This window comes from Infirmifilum tikiterense (assembly GCF_054696565.1).
In genome coordinates, this window is the sequence record NZ_CP182482.1 from 1,471,834 (window position 1) to 1,483,921 (window position 12,088).

A 12,088-nucleotide genomic window follows, 5' to 3' on the forward strand; every position below is an offset into this window, starting at 1 on the left:
CTATCTCCGGTCGCGGCGGTCAGGGCAGGACGACGAGCTTCACGTACTCCGCACCCGAGGCCGTGCGCAGCCTCACCTCGATGCTCTGGCCGGGGATGAACACCGTTGCACCGCATTTCCCGGACTTGGACACTGAGAGCAGTATCGTCGCCGAGCCGCCTGGGAGAATCGGGAGAGGGTTCACAGCCACATTCGGGGTCGCCTGCACGGAGCCCCTGCACTCGCTGATGTCCACCCACACCTCGACACCGTCCCGCGTGCGCGCCGCCACCGGTCCCGGAGCAGAGCCAGACCTACCTGAAAGCTCCACGACCCCCACCCCGCAGGAGCCCCTAACCACGCCCTGCCACGGAGCCTTCAGAAACACAGAGGGCCCTATGTGCGGGCCGCTGAGAGAGCCCGTAAAAGGGTCGTAGACCACCGCGACCACTCCGGGCTCCAGCACAACCACTTAAAAGACTGCGAGAACCAGCAAGCCGATTCCAACAGTTTTACGCATACACCTTCAAGCAAGAAAGTTATTGAGAAAAATAACTTTATAAGCACTGCTCCAACAGACCTAAAAAAGATTTTTCCTTTAAGGCAGAACCACAAGCTTCGGGTAGTCCTTGCCGCCGGAGCTGTGTAACTTAACTTCAATGCTTCCTCCAGCAGTAAACTTTGTAGGACCGCATGTTGTACCCTTTGCTATTGAAAGCGTTATTGTCCGGTTGTCGCCAGGATTAAAGGCAATCGGGAGTGTGGGGCCTGTAACATTTCTTGAACACGTCGAAATATCGACACCATTGATTAAAATGTTCGTAATGGATGTCGGACTTGTACCCCTGTTAGAAACATGAATCGTAACATTCCAACCTGTACCATTTGGTGTCGCATAGATCGTCTCAATTGTAAGTTGCTCAAAGCCTGTGAAGAGCCCGATAATGCCTGTCATCCAGAAGGCCACTGCGATCGCGACGGCGATGGTGACGGCGACTATGATGACCGTTGCTATTACGGGGCTTATTGCCTGTCTTTTCGCCATACAATGGTTATGCGGAGGGCTTGCTTATAAACCTTGCTGTTGCCCTTGTTTTTGGTCTGCACTTAAAGGCTATTTTCGTCTCTGTTAAACATGCTAATAGCGCTTTTTATTATCTAGGTGAAACTACATAGAGACTTACTGTGCTTCCAGAGTCAAGATAAATCGGGAAGCGCAAAAGCGTCAGTGTGGCTTTACCCTGCGGCTCGCCAAGTTTTCGGCTTAGCTCTAGAGCGGCCGGCCACTCCGACGTCTTGGATACAAGGGTTTGTATCTAGATGGTGAGGGCTTCGCAGAGTGAGTGATGACTATTTAAGGCTCCTCGGATTCGAAGCGCTTATTAGTTAGGATAGTGCAATTATGTGGGTGTTGGATGCCCAGGAGGCTGAGGTTCTCCGAGAAGGGTTCTCCAGCGGCGTTTCTGCCAGCGCTAGTGGGGCTTACGTTCTTCGTCGCAGGCTTCGAGGGATACCGCTCCTCAAATGACCCTTCCGGCCGCCTCGTGGCGCTTTTCTTCTGCGCGCTGGGGGCATTGCTTATGAGCGTCGCCGCGCTAGCCTGGGGCCTAGCGCTGGCGCTCGGATCACTGGAGGTAGAAGTGGAAGAAGCCGACCAGCAGTTTCCATCAAGTTCTCGCAGCATTGCAGCTTTTTAAGTTTTCCCTCGCTGGCCTTCCTTGCCCCGCGGGCCCGGGTGCTTGAGAGGCACTACGAGGCGTCGAGGTACCCGGCTGCGCCTAGCACATTCACCCCTTCACTGATCCGAGGCCCCTCTTCGGGTACTCATGGGCTCCGCGCCGGATGAGCCTGAACGCCTGCTCCCCGCACGCCCGCTCCTCGAGGCTGTAGCCGAGCAGCGCAAGCAGGCCGCAAGCCCTCTCCGTCAGGTAGACGTACCTCACGTCGCCGACCAAAGCCTCTTTGACAAGGCCCGCGAGGCGCAGCCTCTCGAGAACGCTAGCTATGTACCTCGTGTTCCTCGTGCCGAACGCCCTGCTGAGGGGCTTCGGCTGCCTGAGCCTCCAGAGCGCTTTAGCGAGGCCCGTCAGCCTGAGCCACCTAGCAACGCAGTCCCAGATCTCTCTGTCCACTCGACTGTCGCGCTTAAGCGGATGCCGGGGGATTTAAACCTTCACACATGCTGTGCTTTGAGCTGTACGCGCTGAGAGTAGTCAAGCAACCGTATGGGCTAGTAGAGCAGCAGGGGCGAAGGCTCAAGCTTCCCCGTCCTAGGGTCGACGCGGAGCCCGAGCATCTCCAGCGTTGCAACCCCGATGAGCACCCTTCCGATGATATCGCTTACCCACACCTCTGTGACCGTTTCCCTGCCCTCCACCGAGACCACGGCGGCGCCACGCTCAACCTCCACGAGCCCAGCCCCTGTCTCGACGACGTCCCTCCTGACGGCTTCGATGCCCAGCGTCTCAGCTAGGCTCCTCGGGATCGCGGTCAGCGTCGCCCTAGCGTCAACGAGCGCTTCAACGTCCGCGCACTTCGACTTGTCCAGCGAGCATATCCTCACCCTCACAGAAACGTGGCCCATCTGCTCTCACACTCAGGTGGAGCTTTGCCTATAAATGCGTTCACTTCTGAGGTTTAAGCTGGCTCCGGTCCCGAGGAGCACCTCCTAAAACCGAGCAATCGCGCTCGTACTCGGCTCGAGTTTTCACTGGAGGTTCGCGCCTCTCTTTCTGCTATCTTATCATTGTAGGGATCCAGTTCACGTTCTCTCCTCGAATTCCCGGTCCCACTCCTCCCTGATCTTATCCACTTCCTCTGACAGCCCCTCCATTCTGTCCACACCTCTCAGCTTGAACAGCCTAACCCTCAGCCTCTGACTATCACCTTTCTTCGCCTTGAGTCGCAACCCGTCCACCTTCTGGTAGCCATGTTCTTCTCTTTCTCTCTACAAATCCGGAGAGCTATTAACTCTAACCCTTCAGCAGCTCCTGAAATCAGTCTCAATGCAACATATGTCCCATTAATTGTAGGCAGTAACTGCCTATAAATCTTTATAAAAAACTATGGCATTGTGAATCGCGTGGCTTTACGTGTGTCAAAGTTACGGTGGGCTGTGCTGTTAGAGCTTGCGAAAGCCTGGAGGCTGAACCTTGACGTGCCCGTAGCCCGCATCGTAAGGGTTTTCGGCCTTAACTCCGGCCTCGTCTACAAGTTCCTTAGAGAGCTCAGGGATGACGGCATCGCGAGGGAGGTGGGCCGCGGGAGGTGGGCGCTGCGCGACACGGGCAAAGCCAGGGCGCTCGCGGAGTACGTGCTCGAGACAGCTGAGGGTAGCGGTTCGCACGAGTACTGGGCTAGGTCGGTGCCCGAGGTCTACTACTACATCGCCGAACCCCCGAGCATCGAGTGGCTCGGCTTCCCCGAAAAAACGCTGGTCGTCGTCGACAGCCTCCTCCAAGGCAGAGTAGACCCGCCTGAAGGCTACCTGCCGGTCTACACCAGCCTGAGGGGCAGGGCCTGGAGGTACGACTGGGACCTGAAGGTGTCCATGAGCCTACCCGAGCAGAGCCTAGCCGACCTCCTGGCATACGACCCAGCCTACCCCGCCGAGCAGTACATCTACCACAACCTGAGTTGGCTGAACCTGGACGAGATCGCCCGCAGGACAAACCCGCGCAGCCTCCGAAGGCTCTCAACCTTCCTGGCATTCCTCAGGACGGCCACCGGCAAGCAAATAGCAACCGGGTTCGACTACTTCAGGCTCGCGGACCCCGCCATCCTCGAGAAGAGGCTCGGAGAGTACACAAGCCTGGTGTTCGCCAACGGGGTAGCGGAGGAGAGGCGTGTTTAAGGTGGACGGCTCCGCGGGCCCGGGTATAAGCGGGGATCAGCTTGAAGAACTGAGGGCGCGGCTTCGCGTGCTCACGCCTAAATTCGCCCTCCTGCTCGACGTGGCACGCAGGCTCCCAAGGGCTGAGGGGGGGCAGATGACGCCAGGCGCGGCCTGAGCCTGACGTCGGCGAAAGTGTGCCCCATGAGCCCCACAGGCTTCAGCGCTCAGGCTACTAATAATGTTTTGACGCGCTCCGGCCCCGCACGTTAGCGGAAAGGCCTCGGCTCAGCCCCACCCAGCCTCCGAGGCCAGCGACCACACATGTTCTTGGAATCCTGGATTCCAAGAGTTTATATAGGTGTTGGAATTGAGAATTCCAAGAGTATGGAGGAGTTTAACCCGTGGTGGAAGGGGGCTAGCAAGCTGGACGAGGACTACGATATCCGAAGGTGGGTGGAGAGCCCGGTCAGGTGGGTTCCGCCGCTGCTCCACGAGATTATAGGCGCGTTGAAGCCTTTCTCGCTGCACTTCCTCTTCGGCCCGAGGCAGGTCGGGAAGACGACGCTCCTGAAGCTCCTCGTAAGGGAGCTCCTCGGGAGGGGGTGGGATCCGAGGGCGATCTTCTACTACAGCTGCGACATGCTGGGGGATTACCGGGAGCTCGAGGAGGTGCTCAGGGGGTACTTGAGGCTCAGGTCCAGCTGGGGGTTTAGGAGCTCCGTCATCCTGCTGGACGAGGTGACGTACCCGAGGGAGTGGTTCAGGGCTGTCAAGAGCCTGATCGACCGCGGGTTGCTTTCAAGCGACGTGGTTGTGGCGACGGGCTCGCTCTCGATGGTCGCGAGGAGGGAGCTTGAGGCCTTCCCGGGGAGAAGGGGCCTCGGGAGGGACTTCCTCTTGACGCCTCTGAGCTTCCGCGACTTCGTCGGGGTCGCTAGGAGCGACGTCCCAGTGACCTCTAGCCCCAGCGACCTTCTAGGCTGGCTCGGCGTCCTGGAGGAGCTGCTTGAGAGGTACCTCGAGTGCGGGGGCTTCCCGAGGAGCGTCGTCTCGTGCCTGTCCAAGGGTGTTGTCGACACGGGTTTCGAGCGGGACCTGCTGAACTCCATTGTTTTCGACTTGAGCAGGCTCAGGCGAAGCGAGGTCTTCGCGAAGAGGGTTGCGAGGGCGATCGTGGAGAAGGCACCGAATGCCTTCAGCTTAAACAGTGTCGCGAGGGAGTACGGCCTCAGGTCGCACAAGGTGGTTTTGTCGTACATCGACCTCTTTGAGAAGCTGTTCCTCGCGCGCAGCCTCCTCTACGTGGATGTCTCACGGCTCGTCGAGGACGTCAGGAAGGAGCGGAAAGTCCACTTCGTCGACCCCCTCCTCTACCGCGTGGTGTCGAGGTGGGCCGGTGTGCGGCAGCCTGAAGAAGGCGCGGTTCTCGAGGCTGTTGTGGCTGAGCACGTCGCCAGGGCGTACAGGGTTGGCTATTGGCGCGACGGGTTCGAGGTCGACATCGTGGTCCCCGAGCAGGGTGTGGGATTCGAGGTGAAGTCCAGGGACTCCGAGCGCCTCAGGAGAGTGGGGAGAGTGGCTGTCTACACCGCTGCGCTGCGGGCCTCGGGGCCGGGGACCATCCCACTGCCGCTGTTGCTCCTCTACTACGACAGGCTGGGAGATCTCCTCGGGTTATCGCCGGACAGCTAGAGGCCAGCCTTCCTGAGGGCGTAGTTTACCGCGATGACCGCGGCCGGTATGTAGGCGAGGCTCAGCCAGTCCTGTAGCGCCAGTGGGTAGGTCTGGAATACGGGCTGGAGAGGAGGAGCGTAGACAATCGCGACTAGCACGAGGAGCTGGGCCAGGAGGCTGAGGAGGATCCACCTGTCCTTGAGGAGGCCCGGCTCGAGGGGGAAGCCCTTCCTCTTCCTCGAGGCGACGAGGTTGCCCATCTGGGCGAGCACGATCCCGGCGAAGGTCATCGTCACGCCTTTGAGGTACACGGGGCTCTCCGGGTCCAGGCTGAGGCCCGGCGACCAGCCTCCCTGCCGCCAGGCCTGGAGGCAGCCGTGGAGCGCGAGCGTTGCCGCGACGAGCCCGACCGCTAGGGACCTGAGGAGCACTCTCTTGTCGAACAGCCTCTCGGTCTTGCTCCGCGGCGGCTCCTCCATTACGCCCTCCTCGGGTGGCTCCCTGCTCAGGGCGACGGATGGGAGGACGTCGATGCCGAGGTCTATGGCGAGCACCTGGGTAACGGTAAGAGGGAGGGGTATCCTGGCGGTTATGAAGGCCAGGAATGGGAGGAGCTCTGCCCAGTTATGGGCGAAGACGTAGGTTACGAACTTCTTTATGTTGTCGAATATCGCTCTCCCGGCCTCGATGCCCTTCACGATCGAGGCGAAGCTGTCGTCCAGCAGGATGACGTCCGCGACCTCCCTGGCCACGTCTGTACCTGTGACGCCCATCGCGACGCCCACGTCGGCCTCCTTGAGCGAGGGCGCGTCGTTGACGCCGTCGCCTATCATAGCCACCACCTCGCCGTTCTTCTTCAACACCCTCAGCACCCTGAGCTTCTGCTCCGGCGTGAGGCGCGAGAACACGACCTCCTCCTCCCGCAGTATCCTCGCCAGCTCCTCGTCGCTCATGCTCTCCCGGTCGACGCCCCTGATCACCCGGGCGTTCTCCCCCACGATGCCAGCCTTCACCGCGATGGACTTAGCCGTGGGGCCATAGTCGCCGGTCAGTATCACTATCTTGATCCCTCCCCTCTTGGCCTTAGCGACGAACTCGGGGACCTCGGGCCTCAGGGGGTCTGCTATGCCTATGAGCCCCAGGAACACGAGGTTCGAGTCCTCCTCCGTGTTCGAGCCGAAAGCCACGCCTATAACGCGCAAGCCAGCTTCCCCGTACTCGCGTATCTTCTCCTCAACCCTGGCCTTCAGCGGCCCGTCGAGGGGCCTGACCCCTCCGTCCACGAGGATGTGCGTTGAGGAGTTCAAGACCCCCCTGGGTGCCCCCTTGAGGAACAGGTATGTTGCGCCTCCTTTCTCGTACACGCTGTACATCGTCTTCTTGACGGGGTCCAGCGGCTTCCGGTACTTCAGCTTGTACTCTTCCAGGAGCATGTCCCTGTCGACCCCGTACTTCAGCGCCGCGACAATTATCGCCCCGTCGGTCGGGTCGCCTATCACGCGCCAGGGCTCACCCTCCCTCTGCGGAGGCTGGAGGTGGGAGTTGGAGGAGAGGGCGGCTGCCTCGAGGAGCTTATGGAGCGCGGAGTCGCTCCTGTCGGCCCTTGAGCCGTTCAGGAGGAACTCCCCTACGGGCTCGTACCCGTTGCCGGTGACCTCGTAGTCCCTATCGTAGACCCAAACCCTGGAGACGACCATCTCCCCCTTGGTTATCGTCCCCGTCTTGTCCGTCCCGATAACCGTCACGCTGCCCAGGGTTTGGACCGCCGAGAGCCTCTTCACGAGGACGTTCCTCCGGGCCATGTCGAGAACCGCGAGCGCGAGGGCCATCGACACCGTGATCTGCAGGCCCTCGGGGACCAGGGAGGTCATGACGCCGATCATGAAGAGCATGCTGTCGTAGACGGGCTGGTGCAGGAGCAAGAGGCTCGCCGCGAAGAAGGCAAGGCCGACAACCATCGCCACCGCGAATGTGTACCTCGCAAGGGACGCGATCTCGCGCTCGAGGGGGCTTTCCTCCTCCTCGACCTCCTCCGCGAGCTTGACGATGTCGCCGAACATCGTCCTGGGTCCCGTGGCGAAGACCACGGCCTTCCCGCTACCCCTGACCACGGTTGTCCCTGCCAGTATCACGTTGGGCATCTCGAGGTAGGACGAGTACTCCTCCTCCAGGCCGTCGACGTACTTCGGCTGGGGCGCAGCCTCGCCCGTGAGGGGTATGTTGCTCACCCAGAGGTCGTGGGCCTCCAGCAGGACCGCGTCCGCCGGCACGCGGTCCCCCTCCTCGACCAGTATCACGTCGCCCGGCACAATCTCGCTGACGTGCACTAGTGCTGGCTCCCCGTCCCTGAGGACCTTCGCGTAGGCGGGCACCCAGGCTTTGAGCTTCTCGAGGGCCTTCTCGGCGCGCCACTCCTGGAGCGTGTTGAGGAGGGAGTTGAGCAGAGTTAGCGCGAGGATGGCGAAGCCGAGCTGGGATGAGCCTATTATGAAGGATAAGATAGCCGCGATTATGAGGAGCAGGGAGAGAGGGTCCGTTAAGTGCTTAAGGAACCTTTTAAGGCTCCTCCACCTCCTCCTCTCCGCGAGGAGCAGGTTTGGGCCGTACTGCGAGAGCCTCCTCTTGGCTTCCTCCCAGGAGAGCCCAGCTGGGGAGGAGCCCAGCGTGGCAAGGACTTGCTCTGGTAGCAGTGGCTTTAACGACCCCCACCGGAAGTACCCTCAGCCGCATGACGCGAGGAGTTCTTATGTGCTTTACTCTCGAACCCGAAAATTAAGTAAAGCGTTTGTTAAAAATGCTTTAAACGCCGGCCCAGCTGAATTAAGGAATTGCAGCCTCTCCCAGGATCTCGTACTTCTCCGCCTGCCATACGACGGCGATCGATGCTAGGGATGTGAGCAGGGATAGGAGCGCTAGCTGGGAGATAGGTATTCCTTCGAAGCCCTCCATGCTCGCAGAGGTCGTGACGAGGAAGCTGTAGGTCAGGACCTGGCCTTTAGTGCACGCCCCCGTGAAGGGGTCGCAGCGCAGGATCTCCGTTGTCACGGTTCCGGCCCCTGAATCAAGCAAGCCGTACTTGTCGAACGTCAGGGAGCCGTCGATGCTTATCTCGACGGATTTCTTCTCGACGATCCCCTTGGTGGTGAGCTTCACTGTCACGCTTTGCCCCCGGTACGCTTTGCTGTACACGAGGCCTGTGGCGTTAAGCCTGTTGAAGACGACCCTGACGCTACCTGTTGAGATCGGGCTGTAGTCCAGCTTCCCGCTGTTCAGCTGCACGATGACGCTCTCGTTGTCGTAGACGCCCGTGCAGGCCGGGGTGCACTCCATCACGCTGAAGTCCAGGATCTTGGTGACACCGCCGGCCGAAGCCCCAGCGTAGGCCGAGTAAACGGCTCCGACTGCCGTGAGGGCGATGAGGAGCACAATGATGGCCTTAGCGGCTCCGCCGAGCCCTGGCTTGACGAAGAAGACGTTGTAGAAGAAGCGCCTCATGGACGCGTAGACTCTGAGCAAGCCCAGCCTCTCGCGGTTCACGACGAGCGGGAGTAGTGCGATGCCCCCTATGAAACCGCCCGCGTGGGCGAACACCGCGACGCCGAGGCTCGCGCCCAGGTAGCCCTCGAGGATCTGGGTGGCGAACCAGAATATTATGTACGCTGCGGCGCGGGTGGTGAAGCACAGGGGTATGAAGAAGTAGAAGAAGCACATGGTGAGCCTCGTGCCTGGGAAGAGGAGCAGGTACGCGCCCAGAACGCCGCTTATCGCCCCGCTGGCCCCGAGCGCGGGGACGAAGGCGGAGGAGGCCCCCTCGATGGGTATGTACGCGGTGTGGAAGACCGTGGCGAAGACGCCGCTGAGAAGGTAGAGCGCCAGGTAGCGCTTGGATCCAAGAGCGACCTCGACCTGCCTCCCGAAGGCGTACAGGTACAGCATGTTGAAGAATATGTGCGCCAGGTTCGCGTGAAGGAACATGCTGGTGAAAACCCTGTAAAGCTGGCTGGGCTTCATGATGAAGGCTGGGACGAAGGCGAGCGACTGGACCCACCGGTCCTCCACGGCGAGGAACCCGTTGCCCACAGATGTCGCGAGGTACACGAGCGTGTTGAGGGCGACGAGCGCTATCGTGGCCAAAGGCCTACGGCTCTCAAGCTCCTCGTACCTGGGGTAAGCGATACCCATTCAAGCTCGTGAACCCATCCTCGCAGGCCACTATTATACTTTAGTATCCACGCCGTGACGGGAAAAACCCAGCTCCAGCCCCCTCCTGACCCCAGTGGTGACAACAGGCTCAAAGCAGGGACGCTAGAGTCGTTGCGTGCCCAAAAACAAAACGAAGTTGCCTGAAACCAAAGCTAAAAAATGGGAATTGGGAGGGCTACTGGCTCTGCGCTTTGACCGGGATCTTCTCCTCGACCCAGCGCCAGCGCTTGGTCTCTGGCTCAAGCAACTTCCACAGCCTTGGAACATCCGTGTACAGGTCTAGCTTCATGTACATTGTTAGGGGCTCGACTACGTAGGTTTGTGGAATTTCGACGAGGAGTGGGTGGTATGCGCATAGCGGCTGGCCGAGGTAGAGTGCTTTGCCTTGGCCGATGATGGACATCCCTAGCCTGGGTAGTAGCGCCAGCGCTCTGGCTACCTTCTCTGCTTCTTTGCCTTTCATGTAGTATGCGGTGAATGGGAGCTCTTCTTGGCTGGTGTACTTGAAGTATGTGTTGTACCTCCAGCCTGGCTGGATGTGGACGCGGTAGTGGTAGCTGAGCACCTGCTTCGACGGAGCCTCAACCTTCTCCCCCTCCGCGAGCAGCCTGTTGAATATCTCGGTGGGCCTCGCGAAGGGTCCCAAGAGGAGCTTCCCCCACAGCAGGACGAGGTCGACCTGGTCGAGGACTGGGAGTGGCCTGAGGTTGGTCCTGGGTGGTATGAGCTCGTGGGCCCTGTCCACCAGGGAGTCGAATTCCCTAGGTGCTATGGATTCTAGCTCTGGGTGGGGTAGCCAGGCTACGTAGTCTGTTGAGGCGAACCACTCGAGCACATGCACCTCCTCGGAAAGGCTCTTGATGTAGTCCTCCACCAGCGGTTTGGGAAGGTAGGCCATTATGAGCGTCTTCCTGCCTTCGAGGGAGGTTAGCGTCCTTACGCCCGTCGTGCCGAATGGAAGCTTCTCCGGGATTTTGTCTACGAAGGCTATGAGCCTTGTGAGGTTGTAGAAGCTGTCGTCCGTGATCACCCTGAAGGAGCCCTCCTTCGAGAGCTCTTTTACAACGCGCCTCACAGCCGTGTGCGAGACCTTTGCGTTCCTGGCTAGCTCGCGCAGAGTCCTCGAATAGGGGAGCGCGTAAAGTAGCCTCTTAACGTCAACCCTAACAACCATTCCCCTCAGCCAAAAAACAACAGAAAAAAACCAGTATTTAAACCTTCACTTCGGAGTCGGAAACGGGTCATTCTTAGGGTCGGCGACACCCAAAGTGGCTGCGAGCGCGAGCGAGATGAGCAGGGCAAGTACTGCGGGGGTCTTCAGCTGCTCGAGGAACACTCTCAGCCATGCCTTCATGGTTATCGAGCCCTAGATACGGGGCTCTCAAGATAATCTTTTTTACTTTGTATCATTCAATGCCGAATTTTATTTCCATTCTTTAATCAACTCCCGCTTGGAGTTGTACTTTTACCGGAGAAGCCGTGAAGGAGATAATGTTCCTCAAATGAATGGAGTTAATTTAATTAAACTAAGGCGGAAGATTGGATACTTAGGCGGTCTTTGAAACGAGCTATCCTTATCCAGCTCCCAGTGCTTAATGGCTTTAGGTTTATTTTAGCTTTTTGCTAACGATGCAATGTTGCCAAAATACGTAAAGCATCTCTGAACGCGAAATCAGCAGGCTATGCCTTGAGGCGTGCAATTTCGGGCTAGAGGTCGGCTTTGCTCCGCTCGAGTAGCTCCCACAGGTCCCAAGCCTTGACACCTTTGCGCTCCTCCAGCCACCTCAGGTACGCTTCGTCCAGATTCCTGGACCTCACGACGTAGTTGAAGAGGTAGTCGACGTACTCCTGCACCGCCTCCCGCGTCAGGGGCTCTAAGCCAAGGGTCTCGCTTGGAGGGTATGGGAGGCCCCAGACCTCCACGCTCTCAAACCCCTCTATCGGCGTTGATGAGATTACGGCGTCGTAGAGGCCTGGGTCGAGGCTCGGCCTGCCCTCCAGGAGCCTCCTCCACTCCTCGAGGTCCACCTCACCCCTGACCCGGGCCCTGAAGGCCAGGACGGCGAGGTCGCCCCCCCCTCTTCACCTGCTCCGAGTGGCTGGCCCCGTAGCACTTTACCCTCGCCTCCGCGAGGGGGAGGGCCCTGATGAGCGGCTCCTCGGTCCAGAGCCAGCTCCTGTAGAAGTCGCCGTAGATGTCTCGTAGCGCGAGCTTGAGCCTGGGCCAGTCGATCAGCCCCTTCGCGTAGAGGTTCAGCGGCTTCTCAGCCTCGCGCGGGTAGGGTAGCGCGACGAGGGGCTTCTCTCCCGCCAGCTCGCCGCTGAGCACGCTGGCCAGCTTGAGCCTAGCTAGCCTGAGCCTTGGGGCTAGGAGGGCCACGGGCATACCGCTCTTCT

General features: G+C 59.6%; 15 protein-coding genes. 4 read left to right on the plus strand and 11 right to left on the minus strand.

The features are described 5' to 3' along the window. Positions 1-19: 19 nt before the first annotated feature. Complete coding sequence (locus tag ACNO7C_RS08085; RefSeq protein ID WP_460024603.1) at positions 20-430, minus strand: hypothetical protein; 411 nt, start codon at positions 428-430, stop codon at positions 20-22. A 147-nt stretch (positions 431-577) separates the two neighbouring features. Then, positions 578-1,024 carry an archaellin/type IV pilin N-terminal domain-containing protein gene (locus tag ACNO7C_RS08090; protein ID WP_460024604.1) on the minus strand — a complete coding sequence of 149 codons (447 nt, stop codon included), beginning with the start codon at positions 1,022-1,024 and terminating at the stop codon, positions 578-580. A 370-nt stretch (positions 1,025-1,394) separates the two neighbouring features. Between ACNO7C_RS08090 and ACNO7C_RS08095 the strand changes: the two genes are divergently transcribed. Next, positions 1,395-1,676 carry a hypothetical protein gene (locus tag ACNO7C_RS08095; RefSeq protein WP_318537221.1) on the plus strand — a complete coding sequence of 94 codons (282 nt, stop codon included), beginning with the start codon at positions 1,395-1,397 and terminating at the stop codon, positions 1,674-1,676. Between the two features lie 90 nt (positions 1,677-1,766). Here ACNO7C_RS08095 and ACNO7C_RS08100 read toward each other — a convergent pair whose 3' ends face one another. From ACNO7C_RS08100 to ACNO7C_RS08110, 3 genes are all read right to left on the minus strand, one after another. Continuing rightward, on the minus strand, positions 1,767-2,111 hold the full coding sequence (locus ACNO7C_RS08100) for a hypothetical protein (protein ID WP_460024605.1): 345 nt from the start codon (positions 2,109-2,111) through the stop codon (positions 1,767-1,769). A gap of 98 nt (positions 2,112-2,209) precedes the next feature. Further along, positions 2,210-2,563: an aspartyl protease gene (locus ACNO7C_RS08105; protein ID WP_460024606.1), complete on the minus strand. Its 354-nt coding sequence runs from the start codon at positions 2,561-2,563 to the stop codon at positions 2,210-2,212. A 177-nt stretch (positions 2,564-2,740) separates the two neighbouring features. Then, on the minus strand, positions 2,741-2,896 hold the full coding sequence (locus tag ACNO7C_RS08110) for a hypothetical protein (RefSeq protein ID WP_460024607.1): 156 nt from the start codon (positions 2,894-2,896) through the stop codon (positions 2,741-2,743). 177 nt (positions 2,897-3,073) lie between these two features. On the opposite strand from ACNO7C_RS08110, the gene ACNO7C_RS08115 reads away from it, so the two are divergent. The 3 genes from ACNO7C_RS08115 to ACNO7C_RS08125 all read left to right on the plus strand — a co-directional run bounded on the left by ACNO7C_RS08115 (position 3,074) and on the right by ACNO7C_RS08125 (position 5,506). Beyond that, positions 3,074-3,832: a hypothetical protein gene (locus ACNO7C_RS08115; protein ID WP_460024608.1), complete on the plus strand. Its 759-nt coding sequence runs from the start codon at positions 3,074-3,076 to the stop codon at positions 3,830-3,832. Continuing rightward, positions 3,825-3,989 carry a hypothetical protein gene (locus ACNO7C_RS08120; protein WP_460024609.1) on the plus strand — a complete coding sequence of 55 codons (165 nt, stop codon included), beginning with the start codon at positions 3,825-3,827 and terminating at the stop codon, positions 3,987-3,989. The genes ACNO7C_RS08115 and ACNO7C_RS08120 overlap by 8 nt, the downstream gene beginning before the upstream one ends. Positions 3,990-4,198: 209 nt before the next feature. Beyond that, positions 4,199-5,506, plus strand: a complete 1,308-nt coding sequence (locus ACNO7C_RS08125; protein WP_460024610.1) for an ATP-binding protein — start codon at positions 4,199-4,201, stop codon at positions 5,504-5,506. On the opposite strand, the gene ACNO7C_RS08130 is transcribed toward ACNO7C_RS08125, so the two are convergent. The 6 genes from ACNO7C_RS08130 to ACNO7C_RS08155 all read right to left on the minus strand — a co-directional run bounded on the left by ACNO7C_RS08130 (position 5,503) and on the right by ACNO7C_RS08155 (position 12,077). Continuing rightward, entirely contained in the window at positions 5,503-8,178 is a 2,676-nt protein-coding gene (locus ACNO7C_RS08130) for a cation-translocating P-type ATPase (protein ID WP_460025921.1), read from the minus strand. The two genes, ACNO7C_RS08125 and ACNO7C_RS08130, sit on opposite strands and share 4 nt — an antisense overlap. A 130-nt stretch (positions 8,179-8,308) precedes the next feature. Then, positions 8,309-9,670 (minus strand): rhomboid family intramembrane serine protease, encoded by a 1,362-nt coding sequence (locus tag ACNO7C_RS08135; RefSeq protein WP_460024611.1) that lies wholly within the window; start codon positions 9,668-9,670, stop codon positions 8,309-8,311. Positions 9,671-9,866: 196 nt separating this feature from the next. Further along, a complete protein-coding gene (locus ACNO7C_RS08140) occupies positions 9,867-10,865 on the minus strand; it encodes a hypothetical protein (protein WP_460024612.1) in 999 nt (332 codons plus the stop codon). 45 nt (positions 10,866-10,910) lie between these two features. Then, complete coding sequence (locus ACNO7C_RS08145) at positions 10,911-11,045, minus strand: hypothetical protein (RefSeq protein ID WP_460024613.1); 135 nt, start codon at positions 11,043-11,045, stop codon at positions 10,911-10,913. A gap of 353 nt (positions 11,046-11,398) precedes the next feature. After that, complete coding sequence (locus tag ACNO7C_RS08150; protein WP_460024614.1) at positions 11,399-11,719, minus strand: hypothetical protein; 321 nt, start codon at positions 11,717-11,719, stop codon at positions 11,399-11,401. A 1-nt stretch (position 11,720) separates the two neighbouring features. Continuing rightward, a complete protein-coding gene (locus ACNO7C_RS08155) occupies positions 11,721-12,077 on the minus strand; it encodes a hypothetical protein (protein ID WP_460024615.1) in 357 nt (118 codons plus the stop codon). Positions 12,078-12,088: the final 11 nt, after the last annotated feature.

Coding starts and splice junctions, on each gene's coding strand:
- ACNO7C_RS08090 (WP_460024604.1), bottom strand. CDS start 1,024: ATGGCGAAAAGACAGGCAATAAGCCCCGTAATAGCAACGGTCATCATA.
- ACNO7C_RS08095 (WP_318537221.1), top strand. CDS start 1,395: ATGCCCAGGAGGCTGAGGTTCTCCGAGAAGGGTTCTCCAGCGGCGTTT.
- ACNO7C_RS08105 (WP_460024606.1), bottom strand. CDS start 2,563: ATGGGCCACGTTTCTGTGAGGGTGAGGATATGCTCGCTGGACAAGTCG.
- ACNO7C_RS08125 (WP_460024610.1), top strand. CDS start 4,199: ATGGAGGAGTTTAACCCGTGGTGGAAGGGGGCTAGCAAGCTGGACGAG.
- ACNO7C_RS08135 (WP_460024611.1), bottom strand. CDS start 9,670: ATGGGTATCGCTTACCCCAGGTACGAGGAGCTTGAGAGCCGTAGGCCT.
- ACNO7C_RS08140 (WP_460024612.1), bottom strand. CDS start 10,865: ATGGTTGTTAGGGTTGACGTTAAGAGGCTACTTTACGCGCTCCCCTAT.
- ACNO7C_RS08145 (WP_460024613.1), bottom strand. CDS start 11,045: ATGAAGGCATGGCTGAGAGTGTTCCTCGAGCAGCTGAAGACCCCCGCA.
- ACNO7C_RS08155 (WP_460024615.1), bottom strand. CDS start 12,077: ATGCCCGTGGCCCTCCTAGCCCCAAGGCTCAGGCTAGCTAGGCTCAAG.